Origin of the sequence: Bacillus sp. Brlt_9 (genome assembly GCF_051948935.1) — a bacterium.
In the GTDB taxonomy this organism is placed as follows: domain Bacteria; phylum Bacillota; class Bacilli; order Bacillales; family Bacillaceae_G; genus Bacillus_A.
The window spans coordinates 40,002-60,679 of sequence record NZ_JAYJLO010000015.1; the positions used below are offsets into that span (position 1 = coordinate 40,002).

The 20,678-nt window shown below is 37.0% G+C and carries 24 protein-coding genes; 12 read left to right on the forward strand and 12 right to left on the reverse strand.

Annotation, left to right across the window (positions count from 1 at the left end):
* Window positions 1–51 precede the first annotated feature (51 nt).
* Window positions 52–939: a UTP--glucose-1-phosphate uridylyltransferase GalU gene (gene galU / locus VF726_RS29390; RefSeq protein WP_000832653.1), complete on the forward strand. Its 888-nt coding sequence runs from the start codon at window positions 52–54 to the stop codon at window positions 937–939.
* 41 nt (window positions 940–980) lie between these two features.
* Here galU and VF726_RS29395 read toward each other — a convergent pair whose 3' ends face one another.
* Both VF726_RS29395 and VF726_RS29400 read right to left on the reverse strand, forming a co-directional pair.
* The gene (locus VF726_RS29395; RefSeq protein WP_440173789.1) at window positions 981–1,574 is read right to left on the reverse strand and encodes a biotin transporter BioY; all 594 of its coding nucleotides are present in this window, start codon (window positions 1,572–1,574) and stop codon (window positions 981–983) included.
* 50 nt (window positions 1,575–1,624) lie between these two features.
* A complete protein-coding gene (locus VF726_RS29400) occupies window positions 1,625–2,368 on the reverse strand; it encodes a DUF3298 and DUF4163 domain-containing protein (RefSeq protein ID WP_440173791.1) in 744 nt (247 codons plus the stop codon).
* Window positions 2,369–2,463: 95 nt separating this feature from the next.
* On the opposite strand from VF726_RS29400, the gene VF726_RS29405 reads away from it, so the two are divergent.
* A complete protein-coding gene (locus VF726_RS29405) occupies window positions 2,464–2,847 on the forward strand; it encodes a hotdog fold thioesterase (RefSeq protein WP_001140608.1) in 384 nt (127 codons plus the stop codon).
* Window positions 2,848–2,887: 40 nt separating this feature from the next.
* Here VF726_RS29405 and VF726_RS29410 read toward each other — a convergent pair whose 3' ends face one another.
* Both VF726_RS29410 and VF726_RS29415 read right to left on the reverse strand, forming a co-directional pair.
* Window positions 2,888–4,264, reverse strand: coding sequence for a glycine--tRNA ligase (locus VF726_RS29410; protein WP_000287143.1), 1,377 nt, complete (start codon window positions 4,262–4,264; stop codon window positions 2,888–2,890).
* Window positions 4,265–4,610: 346 nt separating this feature from the next.
* On the reverse strand, window positions 4,611–5,324 hold the full coding sequence (locus tag VF726_RS29415; protein ID WP_440173794.1) for a DNA alkylation repair protein: 714 nt from the start codon (window positions 5,322–5,324) through the stop codon (window positions 4,611–4,613).
* Between the two features lie 118 nt (window positions 5,325–5,442).
* Between VF726_RS29415 and VF726_RS29420 the strand changes: the two genes are divergently transcribed.
* Window positions 5,443–5,910: a hypothetical protein gene (locus tag VF726_RS29420; RefSeq protein ID WP_440173796.1), complete on the forward strand. Its 468-nt coding sequence runs from the start codon at window positions 5,443–5,445 to the stop codon at window positions 5,908–5,910.
* Between the two features lie 109 nt (window positions 5,911–6,019).
* Here VF726_RS29420 and VF726_RS29425 read toward each other — a convergent pair whose 3' ends face one another.
* Window positions 6,020–7,345: an ArsB/NhaD family transporter gene (locus tag VF726_RS29425; protein ID WP_440173797.1), complete on the reverse strand. Its 1,326-nt coding sequence runs from the start codon at window positions 7,343–7,345 to the stop codon at window positions 6,020–6,022.
* Between the two features lie 289 nt (window positions 7,346–7,634).
* Here VF726_RS29425 and kapD point away from each other — a divergent pair, with 289 nt between their 5' ends.
* Window positions 7,635–8,258 (forward strand): 3'-5' exonuclease KapD, encoded by a 624-nt coding sequence (gene kapD / locus VF726_RS29430; protein ID WP_440173798.1) that lies wholly within the window; start codon window positions 7,635–7,637, stop codon window positions 8,256–8,258.
* Window positions 8,259–8,446: 188 nt separating this feature from the next.
* Here the strand turns inward: kapD and VF726_RS29435 are convergent, their stop codons facing one another.
* The gene (locus VF726_RS29435; protein ID WP_440173799.1) at window positions 8,447–8,830 is read right to left on the reverse strand and encodes a kinase-associated lipoprotein B; all 384 of its coding nucleotides are present in this window, start codon (window positions 8,828–8,830) and stop codon (window positions 8,447–8,449) included.
* Window positions 8,831–8,997: 167 nt separating this feature from the next.
* Between VF726_RS29435 and VF726_RS29440 the strand changes: the two genes are divergently transcribed.
* Complete coding sequence (locus VF726_RS29440; protein WP_255181860.1) at window positions 8,998–9,174, forward strand: hypothetical protein; 177 nt, start codon at window positions 8,998–9,000, stop codon at window positions 9,172–9,174.
* A 68-nt stretch (window positions 9,175–9,242) separates the two neighbouring features.
* A complete protein-coding gene (sodC, locus tag VF726_RS29445; protein WP_440173801.1) occupies window positions 9,243–9,782 on the forward strand; it encodes a superoxide dismutase [Cu-Zn] in 540 nt (179 codons plus the stop codon).
* 240 nt (window positions 9,783–10,022) lie between these two features.
* Here sodC and VF726_RS29450 read toward each other — a convergent pair whose 3' ends face one another.
* Window positions 10,023–11,174 carry a MalY/PatB family protein gene (locus VF726_RS29450; protein WP_440173802.1) on the reverse strand — a complete coding sequence of 384 codons (1,152 nt, stop codon included), beginning with the start codon at window positions 11,172–11,174 and terminating at the stop codon, window positions 10,023–10,025.
* A gap of 117 nt (window positions 11,175–11,291) precedes the next feature.
* Here VF726_RS29450 and VF726_RS29455 point away from each other — a divergent pair, with 117 nt between their 5' ends.
* The gene (locus tag VF726_RS29455) at window positions 11,292–11,543 is read left to right on the forward strand and encodes a YugE family protein (RefSeq protein WP_000537644.1); all 252 of its coding nucleotides are present in this window, start codon (window positions 11,292–11,294) and stop codon (window positions 11,541–11,543) included.
* A gap of 182 nt (window positions 11,544–11,725) precedes the next feature.
* Here VF726_RS29455 and VF726_RS29460 read toward each other — a convergent pair whose 3' ends face one another.
* Window positions 11,726–12,565 carry an alpha/beta fold hydrolase gene (locus VF726_RS29460; protein ID WP_440173803.1) on the reverse strand — a complete coding sequence of 280 codons (840 nt, stop codon included), beginning with the start codon at window positions 12,563–12,565 and terminating at the stop codon, window positions 11,726–11,728.
* 109 nt (window positions 12,566–12,674) lie between these two features.
* Window positions 12,675–13,667 carry a 2-hydroxyacid dehydrogenase gene (locus VF726_RS29465; protein WP_440173804.1) on the reverse strand — a complete coding sequence of 331 codons (993 nt, stop codon included), beginning with the start codon at window positions 13,665–13,667 and terminating at the stop codon, window positions 12,675–12,677.
* A 265-nt stretch (window positions 13,668–13,932) separates the two neighbouring features.
* Between VF726_RS29465 and VF726_RS29470 the strand changes: the two genes are divergently transcribed.
* The 3 genes from VF726_RS29470 to yugI all read left to right on the forward strand — a co-directional run bounded on the left by VF726_RS29470 (window position 13,933) and on the right by yugI (window position 16,215).
* Complete coding sequence (locus VF726_RS29470; RefSeq protein ID WP_440173805.1) at window positions 13,933–14,430, forward strand: Lrp/AsnC family transcriptional regulator; 498 nt, start codon at window positions 13,933–13,935, stop codon at window positions 14,428–14,430.
* Window positions 14,427–15,617, forward strand: coding sequence for an aminotransferase (locus VF726_RS29475; RefSeq protein ID WP_440173807.1), 1,191 nt, complete (start codon window positions 14,427–14,429; stop codon window positions 15,615–15,617). Before VF726_RS29470 ends, VF726_RS29475 begins: the two co-directional genes overlap by 4 nt.
* A 253-nt stretch (window positions 15,618–15,870) precedes the next feature.
* A complete protein-coding gene (gene yugI, locus VF726_RS29480) occupies window positions 15,871–16,215 on the forward strand; it encodes a S1 domain-containing post-transcriptional regulator GSP13 (RefSeq protein ID WP_000003767.1) in 345 nt (114 codons plus the stop codon).
* Window positions 16,216–16,327: 112 nt separating this feature from the next.
* Here the strand turns inward: yugI and VF726_RS29485 are convergent, their stop codons facing one another.
* Window positions 16,328–16,561: a DUF378 domain-containing protein gene (locus tag VF726_RS29485; protein WP_000105788.1), complete on the reverse strand. Its 234-nt coding sequence runs from the start codon at window positions 16,559–16,561 to the stop codon at window positions 16,328–16,330.
* A 274-nt stretch (window positions 16,562–16,835) separates the two neighbouring features.
* On the opposite strand from VF726_RS29485, the gene VF726_RS29490 reads away from it, so the two are divergent.
* Together VF726_RS29490 and VF726_RS29495 are read left to right on the forward strand one after the other, a co-directional pair.
* Window positions 16,836–18,188 (forward strand): glucose-6-phosphate isomerase, encoded by a 1,353-nt coding sequence (locus tag VF726_RS29490; protein WP_440173808.1) that lies wholly within the window; start codon window positions 16,836–16,838, stop codon window positions 18,186–18,188.
* Between the two features lie 107 nt (window positions 18,189–18,295).
* On the forward strand, window positions 18,296–18,709 hold the full coding sequence (locus VF726_RS29495) for a YugN-like family protein (RefSeq protein WP_440173809.1): 414 nt from the start codon (window positions 18,296–18,298) through the stop codon (window positions 18,707–18,709).
* On the opposite strand, the gene VF726_RS29500 is transcribed toward VF726_RS29495, so the two are convergent.
* Together VF726_RS29500 and VF726_RS29505 are read right to left on the reverse strand one after the other, a co-directional pair.
* Window positions 18,696–19,691 (reverse strand): potassium channel family protein, encoded by a 996-nt coding sequence (locus tag VF726_RS29500; protein WP_440173811.1) that lies wholly within the window; start codon window positions 19,689–19,691, stop codon window positions 18,696–18,698. The genes VF726_RS29495 and VF726_RS29500 overlap by 14 nt on opposite strands.
* A gap of 94 nt (window positions 19,692–19,785) precedes the next feature.
* Complete coding sequence (locus VF726_RS29505) at window positions 19,786–20,466, reverse strand: MgtC/SapB family protein (RefSeq protein WP_440173813.1); 681 nt, start codon at window positions 20,464–20,466, stop codon at window positions 19,786–19,788.
* Window positions 20,467–20,678 lie beyond the last annotated feature (212 nt).

Sequence of the window (20,678 nt, forward strand, 5' to 3'; positions counted from 1 at the left end):
ATGTAAGGAAATAATGGTTATTGATTCTGACAGAAGAGAGGGTATTTTGTGATGAAAAGAGTAAGAAAAGCGATAATCCCAGCAGCTGGATTAGGAACACGTTTTTTACCAGCTACAAAAGCAATGCCAAAAGAAATGTTACCGATAGTAGATAAACCAACTATCCAATACATTGTAGAAGAAGCAGTAAAATCAGGAATCGAAGATATTATTATCGTTACTGGTAAAACGAAGCGTTCTATTGAAGATCATTTTGATAATGCATTTGAGTTAGAGCAAAACTTATTAGAAAAGAAAAAGTATGAGTTACTTGAAAAAGTACAGGCTTCTTCAAAAATGGTAGATATTCACTATATCCGTCAAAAAGAACCAAAAGGATTAGGACACGCCGTTTGGTGTGCACGTAAATTCATCGGTGATGAGCCATTCGCTGTTTTATTAGGGGATGATATCGTTCAGGCTGAAAAACCATGTTTACGTCAATTAATTGAAGAATATGATAAAACGCTTTCTTCTGTTATTGGTGTACAAACGGTTCCAGAAGATGAAACACACCGTTACGGAATTATTGACCCATTAGAGCAAGAAGGACGCCGTTACCAAGTTCGTAATTTCGTTGAGAAACCAGCAGCAGGTACAGCACCTTCAAACTTAGCAATTATGGGGCGTTACGTTTTAACACCTGAAATCTTCATGTTCTTAGAACAGCAACATGTTGGTGCTGGTGGCGAAATCCAGTTAACAGATGCTATTCAAAGCTTAAACGAAATTCAACGTGTATTCGCTTACGATTTCGAAGGAAAGCGCTATGATGTAGGTGAAAAGTTAGGATTCGTTCAAACAACAATCGAAATGGCACTGCAACACCCAGAATTACGTGATGACATGGTTGTAATGATGAAGAAAATTTTAGAAGAACATACGAATCAAGAGTCTTAATATAAAAAAGGAGTTGTTCCAGTAGGAACAACTCCTTTTTCTTATGAAATCGTCGAATGAGAATGCTGATAAGCAGAACGACGTACAGCGTAGTATATGCGAGGTGCGATAATAGCACCGATAATTGTAAATACAATATCTTTTACTGCGAACCACATCATAATCATCCAAGCAGCTTTATAGCTCATATTACCACCCATGAAGAGATTGACTGCCCCGTACATATAAGTAGTACCGATAATATAAGTTAAAATGATTCCTGTGAAAGAGGCAATTGCAAATGTAATGAATGTTGGTTTTTCCTTTTGTTCTACGAGTTTCCCTGATACGTAAGCAACGATAATAAATGCGATAATAAAACCACCAGTAGGATCTAACAGTGCTCCAAATCCAGCTTTGAAGTTAGCGAAGATTGGTGCACCTGCTACTCCAACAAGCATGTAAACCGTCATTGATAATGCGCCAAGTCTACTTCCAAGAAGAAGCCCTGCTAAAATTGCGAAAAATGGTTGCATAGATAATGGGATACCCGCTACTTGTAAGAATGGTGCCCAAGATACAATATTTGCACCAATGGCCATAAGAGCAACGAACATGGCAGCTAATGCTAAATCTAAAACATGAAGTCTTCTCATAATGTTAACCTCCTGTTGTTTTTAGGTTAACATTATCGTAGCGAAAATATTTACTTCTTGTCAATCAAAATATTTTGATAAGAAGGCTTCAAATAATCTCTTAGCAACGTATACGGAATACGAAATTGCGGAATTCCGCTAGAATAAGGAGCAATCTCATATAAAGGGAAATAAATGACTAGATTGTCCGGTTCTAAAAAGAAGTGGAACTTTTTCGTGCTCATGACCTTTTCAGTTGCATCGGGAAAATAAATGCTTTCATTTTGTTTAATTTGTCTTACAATCTCAGCACGAATTACTTCTTTATATGTATCTTCTTGTTGAAATAAATCATTTAAGCGTAGTAACTTTTTTTCGTTTAAATCAAATGTGTTTGCTTTCCACGTATAAAGACCGTGCGCACCACCTGTATATTGATAGTAATTCAAATATAGGCTGAGAAAAGGTGGCTTATTTAAGGAGACTTTATAATCAACATTCGCCACGTAAGGATGAAATGGCGTACTAGATCCTTCTGTTTCTTTATAATATTTTTTTGCGTCTTTTTCTAATTTGTTTTTAAATTTGTCAGTAGATTTTTTGTAATAGAAATTGAGCTTATTTTGAAATTTAGAATCGGAAAAATTGTGAAAAGAAGGTCTGTTAATTTGATATTCTATATAAGGCTTCTTACCTTTTTGCGTTACAGTCTGAACATCGATTGTCAGATTAGATGTTTTGGCGGCTAGTGCACAATTTGGTACAATAGTCAGCAAGGAGAACATAAGTAATAGTATATAAAATTTCTGTTTCATTTAAGTGAAACCTCCTTATATAAGTGTTATACGTAGTTTGAAAAAAAACAGGTAAAATTATACATTTAATTACAGTGAGAGAAGGGGGAAGCGATATGGCAAAAACTTTAATGGATTCACTTGGAATTGAGTTGTTAGAGATGACAGAAGATAAGGTGGTTGCTACGATGCCTGTTGATGAGCGTACGCATCAGCCGTTTGGTTTTCTACACGGTGGTGCATCTCTTGCATTAGCAGAAACAGTAGCAAGCGTTGGCTCATACAATTTAATTGATCAAGAGAAATGCATCTGTTTTGGTCTAGAAATTAATGCAAATCACATTCGCTCAAAGAAAGATGGAATTGTAACAGCAATCGGGACACCGATACATAGAGGAAATTCAACGATGGTTTGGGATGTGCGTATTATTGATGAGAATGACGATTTATTATGTATCTCAAGATGTACAGTAGCAATTAAAGAAAAACGTGAAAAGTAAAAAAGAGGCGGCTCTCATGAGCAGCCTCTTTTTCTTATAATTAGAACTGGATTTTCTTCTCTAAGAAACCTTTTAGTTCGCTAATTGGCATACGAACTTGTTCCATTGTGTCACGGTCACGTACTGTAACAGCTTTGTCTTCAACTGAGTCGAAGTCGTAAGTGATACAGAATGGTGTACCGATTTCGTCTTGACGACGGTAACGTTTACCGATAGAACCAGTTTCGTCAAAGTCTACCATGAAGTCTTTAGCTAATTCTGCGAATACTTCAGTAGCACCTTCAGATAGCTTTTTAGATAATGGTAAGATAGCTGCTTTGTATGGCGCTAAAGCAGGGTGGAAACGAAGAACTGTACGAGAATCGTTTTCTAATTGCTCTTCTTCATATGCATCACATAAGAATGCTAATGTTACGCGGTCAGCACCTAAAGATGGCTCGATGCAGTATGGTACGTAACGCTCATTCGTTTGTGGATCAATATAGTTAAAGTCTTCGTTAGAGTGTTCCATGTGACGTTTTAAATCGAAGTCTGTACGAGATGCTACGCCCCATAGTTCGCCCCAACCGAATGGGAATTTGAATTCAATATCAGTTGTTGCGTTACTGTAGTGAGATAACTCTTCTTCACCGTGGTCACGAAGACGCATGCTTTCTTCGTGCATACCAAGTGAAAGTAACCAGTTCTTACAAGTTTCACGCCAGAATGCGAACCACTCTAAATCTTCACCAGGCTTACAGAAGAATTCAAGTTCCATTTGTTCGAATTCACGTGTACGGAATGTGAAGTTACCAGGCGTGATTTCGTTACGGAAGCTTTTACCGATTTGGCCAATACCAAATGGAAGCTTTTTACGCATAGAGCGTTGTACGTTTTTAAAGTTTACGAAAATACCTTGTGCTGTTTCAGGACGAAGGAAGATTTCGTTTGTGCTAGACTCTGTAACACCTTGGAATGTTTTGAACATTAAGTTGAACTGACGGATTTCAGTGAATTCTTCACTACCGCAATCAGGACATTTTACTTCATGTTCTTTCATTAAGTCAGCCATTTGGTCGAAAGTAAGACCGTCAACAACCATTTCGATGCCTTTTGCATCTAATGCATCTTCAATTAATTTGTCAGCACGGTGACGCGCTTTACATTTTTTACAGTCGATCATTGGATCGTTGAAGTTACCAACGTGACCAGAAGCGATCCAAGTTTTTGGGTTCATTAAAATAGCTGCGTCTAAACCAACGTTATGTGGAGATTCTTGAATGAATTTTTTCCACCAAGCTTTTTTAACGTTATTTTTTAATTCGATTCCAAGTGGACCGTAATCCCAAGTGTTTGCAAGACCACCGTAAATTTCAGAACCAGGGAAAACAAAACCGCGATGTTTCGCTAAGTTTACTACTTGTTCCATTGAATACATAAGAAAATCCTCCTTTTGAAAGTTAACGTATTGGCGATGACGTGCTCAGGTGCTGGTGAAACGAACAGTATATGCTTTGAAAAACATAAAAAAACGCTCATCCCAAGGCTTAATTGCCTAGGGACGAGCGTTTGCCCGCGGTTCCACCCTAGTTGATACACAAAAGGTGCATCCACTTTATCACGTATTGCTCGAGACTGCCGTTTCCTTGCAGCTTCAGGCTTTCACTATCCCTGAATCGCTTTTTGTGCAAGTACTTATAAGTCCGTCATCGCTACTTATATTAATAATAATGAACATATTCTAACACGTTCTTTTTTAAATCTCAATAGAGGAACGCGTCTATCTATGATAGAGTCTCGCCTATTTTTTCGTTATTTATTCCGTAATTTTGTTTAATGTGCTTAATTGCTTCACGTTTACTGAGCGGGGCAAGTTCGTTATTTTGCACGTATTCCCATACTACATCGGGCTTTGTTTTTGCATATTCGCGAAGGACCCAGCCAATCGCTTTTTGAATGAAAAATTCTTTTGAAGAATGTAGTTGTCCAATAATCCAGAAAAGAAGTTCTTCATCCATCTTTTGTTTATATTTTAGCTGGAATAAAATAGCGGCGCGTTGTAACCATATGTTATCTGATGCAATCCATTTTGGAATATAGGCAGAAATTAATTCTGGATGTTTTAAAAAGATACCACCTAAAAATGTAGGAACGATGCTATCAACAGTATCCCACCAAGACTTCGTAACAATCAGTTCTTCTAAGAAGGGGATATGAGTTTCGTTAATATGCTTTTTATATTTTTGCATAATATCGAGTGCTACTGCCTGAAATTCACGTTCTGGTAAATCCCAAAGTTCACGTACGATAATTTGGAAGTCTTTTGGATCTGGGAGAGTATGTATTTGAATAACGTCTTTTAACAACTGTCTTCTCTCGGGAGTTTGAATACCGAGAAACGGGAAGTGATTTTTCATATAACGTGCCATCGGTTCTGCTTTTTTAGGATTTTGATTTGCTGTGAAGTGCTCTTGTAAAGCTTTTACAAATGGGTGCATAAGTAGGTTCTCCTCTCTTATTATCTTGCTTATTTTATTATACAGAGAGTTTGGATAAATTTTAAAACATAACTTGCAATGCAACGAAATATGTTGAGAGTAGAGAGGAGAGGATGAGATGGAAGATCAGGGTTTACTAGCAGGTTTCTTTGCTCTTAGTTTTGCGTTTATTCTTGTTGTATTGATTTGGGCAATTATTGCGTATTTATTAACGGCTTTTGCACTGTATACGATGGCGAAAAATGATGGTGCAACGGATGGTGCTCTTGCGTTTATTCCTTTTGTAAATAGTAAGATATGGGGCGACTTAGCGAAAGATAAATTACCAGACTTCTTAAAAGAAGAAGCAGGATGGAAAGTATTCGGCATATATGTCGCGTGTTTCATTTTTAACTTCGTACCAATTCTATATTTAATAGCAACAGCTGTATCGATTGTACTATCTATTTATCTTATCTACGCAATTTTAGATAGGTACGGAACGAACTCTATATTATTTACAATTATTCATACAATCACGTTTTCGGTTTTCTTACCGATTCACTTATTTATTATTCGGAATGAGCCGGTAAGGTATAACGAGTAGATATATGTGGGGAGCTGTTCCGAAGATGTTTTGGAACAGCTTTTTGTTGGTAAAGTGATATTTCGTTGACTAAGAAAAAAGGGCTGCCACATAGGACAGCCCTTTTTTACTACATAAGGTAGCGTACATAAATATAAATATGAGAAATGATTAATGAAACGATCATAATTGGGAAACCAACTTTTAGGAAGTCCATGTAGCTAAACTTATGTCCTTCGCGGCTTGCGATACCTGCAACGATTACGTTAGCAGAAGCCCCGATTAATGTTCCGTTTCCACCCAGACAAGCACCTAATGCTAATGCCCACCATAATACGTCGATTTGTGCGTCAGAAGGTGATAATCCTAGCCCAACTGCCATATCGTTAATAAGTGGGATCATTGTTGCAACGAATGGAATGTTATCAATTGTTGCTGAGGCGATACCAGATACCCATAAAATAAGGATAGATGCGTAAGAAATATCTCCGCCCGTTATGCCAATTACTTTTTGAGCTAACATTTTGATAAGACCGATATCGATAAGTCCTCCAACGAGTACGAATAGTCCTGCGAAGAAGAAGATTGTTACCCATTCAACACTTGCGAATACTTCTTCAATTTCATGTTCTTTCACACCAATTAGCATAAGAACAGTAGCACCAGTTAAAGCGATGATAGCTGCATCAACGTGGAAGATTGAATGAGTCATGAAACCTACAATCGTAAGTCCAAGTACTGTTAAAGATTTTTTCATTAATAATGGATCTTTAATGTATTGCTTTTCATCGAGGCTCATTAATTTTTTAACTTGTACAGGATCAGCAATTAATTGTTTGCGATACTTAAAGTAAAGTATTGTCGCTGTCACACCAATAATAATGATTACGATAGGTGCTAAGTTAAATAAGAACGCATTGAAATCTAAATGCTTATTTGCAGAACCGATCATAATGTTAGGTGGATCACCAATTAATGTTGCTGTTCCTCCAATGTTTGAAAAAATAATTTCAGAAAGTAAATAAGGAACAGGATTTACTTGCAGTATGCGCGTAATAGATAAAGTAACTGGAACAACAAGAAGTACAGTTGTAACGTTATCTAAAAATGCGGAACCAAGCGCAGTAAGTAAGGAAAGTGAAATTAAAATTTTAATTGGATTTCCTTGTGCTCCTTTTGCTGCTTTAATGGCAACGTATTGGAAGACACCCGATTTACTCGTAATGTTCACTAAAATCATCATACCGATGAGTAGTGTAATCGTCCCCCATTCAATATGTTTCGTAAAGGCGTTGTGTAAATCAACGACCCCCATAATTACCATGAGTGCTGCACCAAGAAGTGCGATGACAGCGCGATTAATTTTTTCAGAAATAATAATGGCATATGTAATTAAAAAGACTGCGATAGCAAAATAATACTGCCAGTTTGCGAGCTCTTGCGTTGTTTCGTGCAAAACTCTCATCTCCTTTCATTCACTTTTATTAGTGTGTCAAAAATTAACTAGATGAAACACACATAACGTCATTATAAATTAGAAAAATGTCGGATGTAAATGAAAGGGCTTATTTTGTTATATTTTCTGCAAAGGTCATTTTTTCGTATTTTTAAAAATATTTGCGGGCATTTGACATATATATAAGATACATCCAATCTGAATATTTAAAATGGAATTAGCATTCGAGCTTGTTCGTGTAGGAGTGTCAAATAGAAAGGAATGACAAAGATGATAAGGAAGGGATCGTATGGATGAACAACGATTTTTATTTTTGGATTTTGAGTTTACGATGCCCCAGCACAGAAAAAAACCAAAAGGATTTTTCCCGGAAATTATTGAGGTAGGACTCGTTTCGGTTGTTGGCTGTAAGGTAGAAGACACATATTCAGCTCATGTTAGGCCGAAAACTTTTCCTTCTTTAACGGATCGATGTAAGAAATTTTTAGGAATTAAACAAGAAGCTGTAGATAAAGGAATTTCGTTTCCAGAACTTGTTGAAAAACTTGTAGAATATGAAAAGAGATGTAAACCAACCATTGTTACGTGGGGAAATATGGATATGAAAGTGTTGAAGCATAATTGTGAAATGGCGGGAGTCGACTTTCCTTTCTTAGGACAGTGCCGTGATTTATCAATGGAGTATAAGAAGTTTTTTGGTGAGAGAAATCAAACAGGATTGTGGAAAGCGATTGAGGCGTATGGAAAAGTTGGGACGGGTAAGCATCATTGTGCGCTAGATGATGCGATGACGACGTATAATATTTTTAAATTAGTAGAAAAAGATAAAGAGTATTTAGTGAAACCAGCACCTCCAACATTAGGAGAACTCATTGATTTTTCAAAAGTGTTAAAGAAAGTGAGTACACAGTAACGACCAAATTGCACAGTATGTAATTTGGTCGTTTTGTTTTTTATCCCGCATTAACGGGCAGTAAGACCCCCACCTCAAAATTCAGCGAAAGCAAAGAAGTTAGGTGGGGGTCGGGCTGCCCGTAAAAGCCCGATTGGTTCAACTAATAATCAGTGGGGGATGAAACCCCCACTGATTAAAGTTTCACTTTATAGTTTGTAGTCTTTTTTTAACTGCTCTAATGTTTCTAGACTACGAACCGCAAAAGGTGAATCATCTTCAGAAAATGAATTCATTTGAGTTTCTAATGACAATTTGAGTGACTCTGTATACTCCGGAATTTCTCCTTCATATTTCTTCACCATTTGCTCTGGAATGTTCGTCTGTTCACGGAAAGCTAAAGCGCGTCTTTCATGGAAAAATGGTACGTCCGCTTGTTTTACGTTATGTAAGTCACCTTGCACTGGATGTTTTAAAACAGCTAATACTTTTACGACGTAACTGCCAGGACGGCTATTTGTAACTTCACCGATGTATTTTCCAGTCTTATAAATACCAGTAACGATCTCACCAATTTCAATTGTTTCTCTCATATTTTTCACCTCAAGTTTATAGTAAGGAAAGTAAGAGGAGGAGTCAAAGAAATCATTCGCTTTCGGAACGACCCCTTGAGAATATGAATCGGTTCAACTATAATTTTAATAATATAACAGAAAATTCTGATGTTTTTTGAATCCTATAATAAGGAGTGGTGTTCCGTATGATGCCTTTATATTTTCCGGAAGATAAAACAGAATATATTATTCCAGGGATTGTTTGTGTTCTATTTATTATTGGCGCGATTGCTACGTGGCGCATGTTCATTCGTGTATCAAAACGAGAAGCAGAGCAATTACAGAAAGTTGAAGAAAAACTGTTAGCTGAAAAGAAACAGTAACTCATTTTTGTATGTTTCCCTCTATGCTCGGACAATCTAAGGACAGAATGTATTTTGGAGGGAATAGAATGAAAAAACGGCTTTTTTTCAGTTGTTGTTTATTATTTCTGATGGCAGGTTGTGACCAAGGAAAGCCGAAAGAAATCGACGTGAAATTACATAATGCTTCAGGCGATGAAGTGGGGACTGCGAAAGTAGTGCAGCAAACAAGCGGAGTGAAAATTACGATTAAAGGGGAAGGGTTCGCACCTGGCCCGCACGGCATACATGTACACGAAATTGGTGAGTGTAAAGCACCACGTTTTGAATCAGCTGGGAATCATTTTAACCCTGATAATAAAAAGCATGGCCTTCTTAATCCGAAGGGCCCAGAAAACGGTGATTTACCGAACGTAATCGCAGACGGTTCTGGAAAAATTAAGGCAGAAATCGATGCGCCGCACATAACGCTTGAAGAAGGAAAAACGACAATTCATAGAAAAGATGGAGCGTCTATTATTATTACAGAAAACGCTGATGATGGGATGACACAACCGACAGGTAAATCAGGTGATCGAATTGCTTGTGGTGTTATTGTAAAAAAAGCGTCGGATATGAAGAAAAAGTAAAAGCTACCGTGCGCGGTAGCTTTTTTTGTGAAACGATTATATCAGCGATTATTGGAATATATCGACCGCAACTCAAAATATATCGGCGATTATTGGAATATATCGACCGCAACTCAAAATATATCGGCGATTATTGGAATATATCGACCGTAACTCGAAATATATTAGCGATTTTTAAAATATATCGACTTACCGACAAAATATAAGAAAGGAGGATAGCCAAAATAGCCTCCTTTCTTATCATGAAAACGTATGGCGCAGTCTATTTAAAATTTCTTCTAAAACAGATCTTGGACAGCCGATGTTAATTCGAATATGTTCTTCGCCGCCTAATCCGTATTTTTCACCAGGCTCAACGATGATTTTTCCTTTTTCCTCAAGTAATGTGGTACGTTCGTCTTGAGAAAGCTGTAGGCGAGAGCAATCAATCCACAATAAAAAACTACCTTCTGGTTTCGTTACAGAAAGAGCAGGTATGTGATCATTAATATATTTACAAGCGAACCTAGCGTTATCTTCTATATATAATCGAATTTCATTTAGCCAATCGTTACATTCTGTATAGGCACTTTGCATCGCTGTATAGGCAAATGTATTTAATCCGTGGAAACCTTGTCTATATTGGATAGATGTGAAGGCTTGACGGAGTTTTTCGTTTGGAATGATAATGATCGATGCTTGTAATCCAGCGATATTAAATGTTTTACTCGGAGCCATACAAGTAATCGTACGTGCTGCTAATTCTTCTGATAGAGAAGCAAATGGTGTATGAGTACGATCTCCGTAAATAATATCGGCATGAATTTCATCTGAGACAACAATTACATTATATTTTGTACATAATGCTCCGAGCTTCGTTAGCTCGTCTTTCGTCCAAACGCGTCCGATAGGATTGTGAGGACTACAAAGAAGCATGAGTTTCATACCTTGTTCAAATTGTTTTTCTAAATGATCGAAGTCTATCATATATGCGCCATCTTGTTTATATAATGGACTCACGCATAATTGTCTATTGTTTGTTGTAATCATTTCGAAAAATGGTGGATAAATAGGTGGTTGTACGAGAACGGATTCATTTTCTTTTGTGAAGGCCTGTATGCTCGTACTAAGAGCTGGAACGATTCCCGCGCTAAAGACAATCCATTCTTTTTGAATATCCCAGTTGTACTGTTTTTTTGTCCAGTTACAAATAATATCTCCAATATTTTCGGGAGGAAGTGTATAGCCGAAAATAGGATGCTCGATACGTTTCTTTAAAGCAGTTTGAATTGGTTGTGGTACTTCAAAATCCATATCAGCAATCCAAGCATGGATAAGTTCTTCGTTTTTATACGTATCCCATTTTGTACTATGAGTTCCACGTCGATTGACTGTTTTATGAAATAGTTGCATAAGTTTGCCCCCTTCTTCTGTAAAACCGTTAAGTTATGAAAGTACTCTCTCTTCTTATAGAATAGCTGATGTGATAGGATAAAGAAAAGTATTAAAAAGTGAAAAGGCGGGAAGCGAATGGGTACATATGAAAAGATGATAGAGGTTGTGAAGAATTGGGATCCGTTTCAAATGGGACCGGAGTTTTATGAAACAGAAGCGAGCGATGTTGTGAACGTCGTCAGTGTGTTTGACGATTCGAAATATATCGCAAAGAAGATTCAACATATATACTTTATGTCTTTTGAGGAAGTACCTGCGCTTGAAAAATGCGAGAAGTTAGCTGTGGAATTACTTGTAATAAAAGAAGGCGGAAGTTGTTCATTGTAGGCTGTCGGAATTTCCGACAGCCATTTATCCCGCGTTAACGGACAGTAAAACTCCTACCTCAAAATTCAGTTGGAGCAAAGAAGTTAGGTGGGAGATTAACTGTCCGTAAACGTCCGATTGGTTCAACTAATAATCAGTGGGGGATGAACAAAACCCCCACTGATTAAAGTTTCACTTTATAATTATTGCGCAGAAAAAGCGATGATTTCTTCATAAACATGTTCAGGTTTTTCTTCAGGTAGTAAATGCCCTGTGTTTTCGTAAGAAATGAATTTCGAATTCGGTAAATCTTTGTGTAGACGATGACCTACATCTACTGGGACGACACGATCTTTTTCACCCCAAATGAGTAGTGTAGGTGTTTCGATTTTTTGTAATTCAGTTGAAGATAAGTCACCTTCACGATCTCGTATCATACGAGTCAAAGCGGGGAAGATACGGTTGTCATAAAAAGGAGCGGAGTAACCTTCCTTCATCTCATCATCAATTAAGGAGTGATCATGAACGACATTCATTAAGTTATGAACGATGCCGCGCCTTATAATCCAGTTCTTTACGTACAAATGAAAGAACGGTAAATAAGAAGAGTACAGTAAAGGTAAAGCTGCGCGTGCTAAATAGCTAGAGCTGCATAGTAAAATTGTCTTTGAAATTAATTCAGGGCGTATACGGTTTACATAAAGAGAAATTTGGCCACCCATAGAATGTCCAACTAACACAATATTGGAGAGAGATAAGTGTTCAATTAAATCGATAATAACCGTTGCTAAATTGTGATAAGAATATTTAAATAGATGCGACTTATCACTTTTTCCGAACGGTGGTAAATCAAGAGCAATTACTGTTCCTTCCTTCGATAGTAAAGGGATAAGACGGCGGTAACTGAATGAAGAAGATAAAAAGCCGTGAACGAGTACGAAAGTAGGACGTTCTGTTTTATTGTCATGTTCATACAATTCGTAATGAATAGTAGTGCCGCGAGTGGAAAAAGTGAAATAAGGACAAGTATATTCGTGATTCATTTTTTGTCACTCCATTGATTTTTGTTCATATCATCTCCAAGGCAGAAAAAAATATGTTAACAAAAAAAGGCAAGATGACGGTGTCATCTTGCCTTTCGCTTATTCATCATTACCCGCGAACAATATGAGGCGGTGTTTTTCCTTGTAACCCTGCAACTAAATTTTCAGCGGCTGTCATAGCCATTTGCTGCCTCGTTTTTAATGTTGCAGATCCAATGTGTGGTAAAGTAACAACATTTTGCAAGGATAAGAGCGGATTGTCTTTTTGAATCGGCTCTTGTGTAAAAGTATCGATGCCTGCTGCAAAGATTTTCTTTTCTGTTAAGGCATGAATTAACGCTTCTTCATCGACTGTTTTCCCGCGAGAAGCATTGATGAAGATTGCCGTTTCTTTCATTAATGAAAATTCCTTTTCTCCGATAAGATGATACGTTTCATCTGTTAATGGAGTAAGAAGAACGATAAAGTCAGATTGCTTGAGTAGCGTCTGTAAATCACAATATGTAGCATCGAATTTTTGCTCCGCTTCTTCTTTACGGCGACGGTTATAATAAAGAACATCCATATCAAATCCGAATTTTGCTCGTTTTGCAACGGCTTCTCCAATTCGGCCCATGCCGATAATGCCGATTGTACTATGGTGTACATCTAGCCCGAAGTGCTCTTTTCCAATTTCGGCATTCCATTCACCATTTTTTACGTAGGAGTCAAGTTCGCAAACACGGCGACCAGCAGATAACATAAGAGCAAAAACGAGGTCAGCTACTGTATCATCTAATACGTATGGTGTATTCGTTCCGATAACATTGTGCTTTTCCATCGCTTGTAAATTAAAATTATCGTAACCGACAGAAATGTTGCTCACTACTTTTAAGTTAGGAGCTACCTCTAATAATTCTTCATTAATAGCAGATCCAAAATTTAATAAACCATCTTTATCTTGTATTTTCTCTAATAGGACATCACGAGGTACTTTCTCATTTTTCTCCCATTTTTCATAATCGCAGTGCTCTGATAAATATTTTTCTACAAATGTTGGAACTGGCTCGGCAATATAAACTTTTGGTTTCACGGTTCCATCCCCTTTCGCTTTATCACGCATTTTTCGGCTGATTAAAGTTTCACTTTACCCCGCTTTAACGAGCAGTAAGACTCCCACCTAAAAGACGATTGAGGCAAAGAAGTGAGGTGGGAGATCAACTGCTCGTAAAAGTCCGATTGGTGTAGGCTAATAATCAGCGGGGTAAAGCATTCCACTGATTAAAGTTTCACTTTATTTTGACATAATTCACTAAAAAAATCTTCTTTTCAAAATGGAAAGGGTATTTGTATAATTTAGACACAAACGAAAAGGAAGGATGATTTATATGGTGACGGAAAAGGAATTAGAATTATTAGCTTGTCTTGAAAAAAATAGTCGATTAACTGTAGATATATTAGCGAAGCTGTTAAATATAGAAGTAGAAGAAGTAAAGAAAATGGTTGAAAAATTAGAAGCGGAAAAGATTATCGTGGATTATGTAACACATATCGATTGGACGAAGGTGAAAGAACATACAGGTTTAACGGCGATGATCGATGTGAAAGTTACGCCAAAGCACGGCGTTGGGTTCGATGCGGTTGCTGAACAAATTTATCGCTATTCAGAAGTAAAGTCTGTGTATTTAATGTCAGGGACATACGATCTTTCTATTACATTAGAAGGAAAGACAATGGGAGAAGTCGCGATGTTTGTTTCTGAGAAATTAGCAACAATTGAATCTGTCGTTTCTACGACAACGCATTTCATTTTGAAGAAGTATAAGCATGAGGGAATTATTTATGAAAAAAACGATGATGATAAGCGAATTGTGGTGACACCATGAAGCAATTTGAACTATCTAGAGCAGCAGAATCGTTACAACCATCTGGTATTCGAAAGTTTTTCGATTTAGCAGCAAATATGAAAGGTGTTATTTCTCTTGGAGTAGGAGAGCCTGACTTCGTTACACCTTGGAATGTGAGGCAAGCGTGTATCCGTTCTTTAGAACAAGGATATACGTCATATACAGCAAATGCAGGATTATTGGAGCTCCGTCAAGAAATAGCAAAGTATCTAAAAAAACAATTTGCAGTATCTTATGATCCGAACGATGAAATCATTGTTACAGTTGGAGCGAGTCAGGCGTTAGATGTAGCGATGCGTGCCATTATAAATCCTGATGATGAAGTAATCATTATTGAACCGAGTTTCGTTTCGTATGCACCGCTTGTAACATTAGCTGGAGGAGTTCCGGTTCCGGTCGCGAGTACTTTAGAAAATGAGTTTAAAGTGCAACCAAAGCAAATTGAAGCAGTTATTACAGCGAAAACAAAGGCAATTTTACTTTGTTCACCAAATAATCCAACAGGTGCAATGCTAAATAAAAGCGAGCTTGAAGAAATAGCATTGATTGTTGAGAAGTACAATTTAATCGTATTATCTGATGAAATTTATGCAGAACTTGTATATGACGAAATATATACAAGTTTCGCGAGTATTAAAAATATGCGCGAGCATACGATTTTAATTTCAGGATTTTCAAAAGGATTTGCGATGACAGGATGGCGCCTCGGTATGATTGCAGCTCCTGTTCATTTTTCGGAATTAATGCTTAAAATTCACCAGTATTCCATGATGTGTGCACCGACGATGTCTCAGTTCGCAGCACTTGAAGCGTTACGCGCGGGGAATGATGAAGTAATTCGGATGAGAGATAGTTATAAGAAACGCCGTAATTTTATGACGACATCTTTCAATGAAATGGGATTAACATGTCATGTGCCTGGCGGAGCATTTTATGTCTTTCCTTCTATTTCTTCAACTGGTCTATCTTCGGCGGAATTTGCAGAACAGTTATTATTAGAAGAAAAAGTGGCTGTTGTACCTGGAAGTGTATTTGGCGAAAGTGGTGAAGGATTTATTCGTTGTTCGTATGCAACATCGCTTGAACAGCTTATGGAAGCAATGAAGAGAATGGAACGGTTTATAGAGAATAAAAAAAGGACAAAACACAATACGTTTTGTCCATAAAAGGGGGGGAATACTAGAAAGCCATGTGTTAGTATTCTATCCCAATATTGGAGAATTATACTTACTTAAGGAAATTTTTTCATGAATTTTGAATGAGTTCTGTCATAGTGGTATAATTTACTAATATAAGGTATGCGTATCCTGATTCGCTTTACTTAGGATACGTATTAACTAATCGGATATTTAACAATAAATCATCTGCTTTGCTATCTACAATTGTAGAGAAAATGGTAAACGTATGGGAGTGTTTCATATGTCAGAACAATATACAACAGGAGTGGTTGTAACAGGGAAAGTGACTGGGATTCAAGATTACGGTGCATTTGTAGCGTTAGATGCAGAAACACAAGGACTTGTGCATATATCTGAAATTACAAATGGATATGTAAAGGATATTCATGACTTTTTAAAAGTCGGCGATACAGTAGAAGTAAAGGTACTTTCAATTGATGAAGAACACAGAAAAATGAGTTTATCGTTAAAAGCAGCGAAAAGAAAACAAGGACGGATTCTTATACCGAATCCATCTAAGGACGGCTTTAATACGCTGCGAGAAAAGCTAACAGAATGGATTGAAGAGTCCGAGTTAACAAAGTAAAAGAGGAGCGCATATGAGCGTTCCTCTTTTACTTTGTCTTATGATATATATTTGCAAATATGATTGCATGCAATCATATTCGTATGTCGGAGGTGAAGTAAAGACATACTGACTAGCGAATTTCGTTCGTTTCTGGGTGAGTGCCAAGATTCTCTGATGGTTTAAAGAGTAAACCAAGATTGATAAGCCCAGAAATACCGACGATGCCGTAAATAATACGTGCCAGAGCTGAGTTTTGTCCACCGAAAATGGCTGCCACTAAGTCAAACTGGAAGAACCCGATTAGTCCCCAGTTCACAGCACCAATTACAGTAAAGACTAATGCGATACGTTGCAGAGTACTCATGAAAAAGCCCCCCTTAATTGTGAAGCGTGAGCAAGCGATGAGTTAATTAACTCTTTTATAGAATGGTGTAGTTATGTTGTTTTTATACATAAAAAATATAAGAAAAAGGATGTATATACATCTATACCGAAAAATGCGAATTTTTATGCAAAAAATGAACTTTTTCTAAAAAATATATATTGGTTACGTTTACAATTACCTAATCGCTTGATTTACAACTTCAGTTTCGCTAAAGTGAATACAGAAATACATATACATTATTGGAGGGAAAAAGATGAGTACACATGTAACGTTCGACTATTCTAAAGCGTTATCCTTCATCGGTGAACATGAAATCACTTATTTACGTGATGCAGTGAAAGTAACACATCATGCAATCCACGAAAAAACTGGAGCTGGGAACGATTTCCTTGGGTGGGTAGACCTTCCGCTTCAATATGACAAAGAAGAATTTGCTCGCATTCAAAAATGCGCAGAAAAAATTAAAAATGACTCTGACATTTTACTTGTTGTAGGTATCGGTGGTTCTTACTTAGGAGCACGTGCAGCAATCGAAATGTTAAACCATTCTTTCTACAACACACTTTCTAAAGAACAACGTAAAACTCCACAAGTGCTATTTGTTGGACAAAACATTAGCTCCACTTACATGAAAGATTTAATGGACGTATTAGAAGGTAAAGACTTCTCTATTAACGTTATTTCAAAATCAGGTACAACAACAGAGCCTGCACTAGCATTCCGTATTTTCCGTAAGTTATTAGAAGAGAAATATGGAAAAGAAGAAGCTCGCAAACGTATTTATGCAACTACAGATAAAGCACGTGGTGCATTAAAAACATTAGCTGATAATGAAGGTTACGAAACATTCGTTATTCCAGATGATGTTGGAGGCCGTTTCTCTGTATTAACGCCAGTTGGTTTATTACCAATCGCAGTTAGTGGTTTAAATATTGAAGAGATGATGCAAGGTGCAGCTGCTGGTCATGGTGACTTCGGTGCATCAGAACTAGAAGAAAACCCAGCTTACCAATATGCAGTAGTTCGTAATGCTTTATACAATAAAGGGAAAACAATTGAAATGCTTGTTAACTATGAGCCAGCGCTTCAATACTTCTCTGAATGGTGGAAACAGTTATTTGGTGAAAGTGAAGGAAAAGATCAAAAAGGTATTTTCCCATCTTCAGCAAACTTCTCAACTGACTTACACTCATTAGGTCAATACGTTCAAGAAGGTCGTCGTGACTTATTTGAAACAGTTCTGAAAGTAGGTAAATCTACACATGAACTAACAATTGAATCAGAAGAAAACGATTTAGATGGACTAAACTACCTTGCTGGTGAAACGGTAGACTTCGTAAACACAAAAGCATACGAAGGTACATTACTTGCACATAGCGATGGTGGCGTACCAAACTTAATCGTAAATATCCCTGAATTAAATGAGTACACATTTGGTTACCTTGTATACTTCTTCGAAAAAGCATGTGCGATGAGCGGCTACTTACTAGGCGTAAATCCATTTGACCAACCAGGAGTAGAAGCATACAAGAAAAACATGTTTGCTTTACTTGGCAAACCAGGATTTGAAGAGTTAAAAGCAGAATTAGAAGAGCGTTTAAAATAATAAAAAGCGACCGGATTCCGGTCGCTTTTTATTATTTTATCGAAAAGTTCATCAGTATATTCAAACTAGAGTGGGTATGCTAAAGAAAAAGGCTAGGAGGGATGGGCTTGATTCCAATTCAATCAAATCTAGAAGGACGTACATATGCGTTATATAAGTTAGAAGAGATCATGAAGCCACTAGGGTATAGCATTGGTGGCAATTGGGATTATGATAAAGGATGTTTTGATTATAAAATTGATGAAGAAGATGGCTATCAATTTCTGCGAGTGCCATTTACAGCAGTAGATGGAGAGTTAGATGTACCTGGTGTAATAGTCCGTCTTGAAACGCCTTATATTCTTTCGCACGTATATCAAGACGAACTAGATGATCATGTAAATACGTTAACAGCCGGAACTAGCGGAATGGATCAATTTGCTGAGCCGAAAGATCCAGATGGAGATGTGAAAAGAAAATATATCAATATTGGGAAAGTGCTCATGCAGGAACTAGAAAAACATTTTCTTAATGGTGAATAACGATGAGTATGTCGCTTTCAATGAGAACAAAGGAATGCACGGGATTAATCATATATTGTTCGTCGCGCTTTATACCTAGTAAGAGAATATTTTGCTTTAACAGAGTATAGCTACAATTTGCAAAAGTTTGTCCGGTGCAGGATTGGGGCGGCTCCATCAGTTGCAATTTATTATCAGAGATTTCATCGTAAAGTGAGAATAGTACGCCTGAAATGGAAGGGAATAAGAGAGAAGCGGTAAATACATAGCTCGTTAATTTATTTCCTTCTATAATTTCTGAGGCGCCAGCTCTCGTTGCATTTTGTATTTGTTCAGAAGTAAGAAGTTCAGCGATGCAGTGAATGTTTGGATTGAGCCCTTTTGCAGTTAAAATATTTAAAATGGACTGTGTATCTGCTAAGCTTTCATTTTTTTCTTTGTCAGCTGTTATTAATATAGTATGGGCTGTTGTAATATTAGCTTTTAATAAAATTTGATCGTGATGGGGGCATCCCTTTATAAATTCTAAATGATGAAATGGTTTTGGGAGTAAAGAAAGTGTTTCGTCAATTAAAACGATATCAAGATTTGGCTGTAATATGTGCATTTGTTTTACAACATGTTTTGCACGTTCATTCCAGCCAACGATAATCATATGACCGTTAGAGGTAGCGGCTTCTTCTCCTTTAATTTTCATATATTGTTTATTGATCATGTCGGTAGCGAATAGAACCATATAATAAGAACAAAATCCAGTTCCAAATAAAATAATACCCATACCGATAAGTTTGCCTAGTAGTGTATGCGGGGCAAAGTCACCATAGCCAACAGTGAAAATTGTAACGATTGACCACCAAATTCCATCAAACCATGTAGTGAAGTGCGATGGCTCTAGTCTATGTATAAGAAAGCCGGAAATAGCAGTAAGTACAATGATAAAACAGATTAAACGAAAAATAATGGAATCACGAAATGTTTCTACTAAATTTGGACGGGATTTCAAACTCTTATTCCTCCTTATTTTGCAGGACTACATTCATTGTTACCATTATAGAAAAAAGAAAAACTCTCTAATTTAAAAGAGAGTTTATTTTACGTTACATACTTTCCACTTCAGTTTGTTGAACACTTTCAAGATGCTGGAGAGCGTAGTAAACATCAGCAGTATGTCTTTTTTGATCGATACATAATTTCAAATGTAAATAGTGCGAGCCATTCTCCAATGTTTTGAGCTTCATATTTTTAACCTTGATATCCATTTCTTTTATTTCTTCAATTACAGTTGGGATATTGTCCATATTTCGCACAACAAGCTTCACAGCGATATCACGTTGACGAAATGATCTAGGGCCTACATATTTCATCGTGAGTGGTATAAGTTCTACACTAATCATAAGGAAACACATCCCGAAAATTGCTTCGATATAAAATCCGGCTCCAACGGCGATGCCAATACCAGAAGCACCCCAAATCATAGCGGCAGTCGTTAACCCTGCAATACTATCATTTCCTCTACGTAAAATAACACCGGCCCCTAAAAAACCGATTCCTGATACAATTTGAGCGGCAAGTCGAAGAGGATCCATATTCATATGATCAGTATGTGGTAAGTTGTAAGCTGCTTTAATAGAAACGATTGTTAGGAGGCAACTAATAATAGATATAACTAAGCACGTTTTTAAACCGAGTGGTTTTCGTTTTAATTCGCGCTCTAAACCGATGGCGAATCCTAAAATAGCTGAGAGACCTAGTTTAATTAATAAATCGGTATAGTCCATATGTATTCCTCCTTGTATGATATGGTATATGAATAAAACGTTTATTATAGAAAGAAATGTTTTTGGGTAGAGTGACTTTATATAGAATATATGTAGGAATCTCTTAGAAATGAAAGAGATATTTCGTTTAAGTATATGATATTAAAAAAGAAATGTAGTTAATTTAAAAAAAGTTTTCAAAAGGTGTTGCATTTCATTTTTCACCATGATAT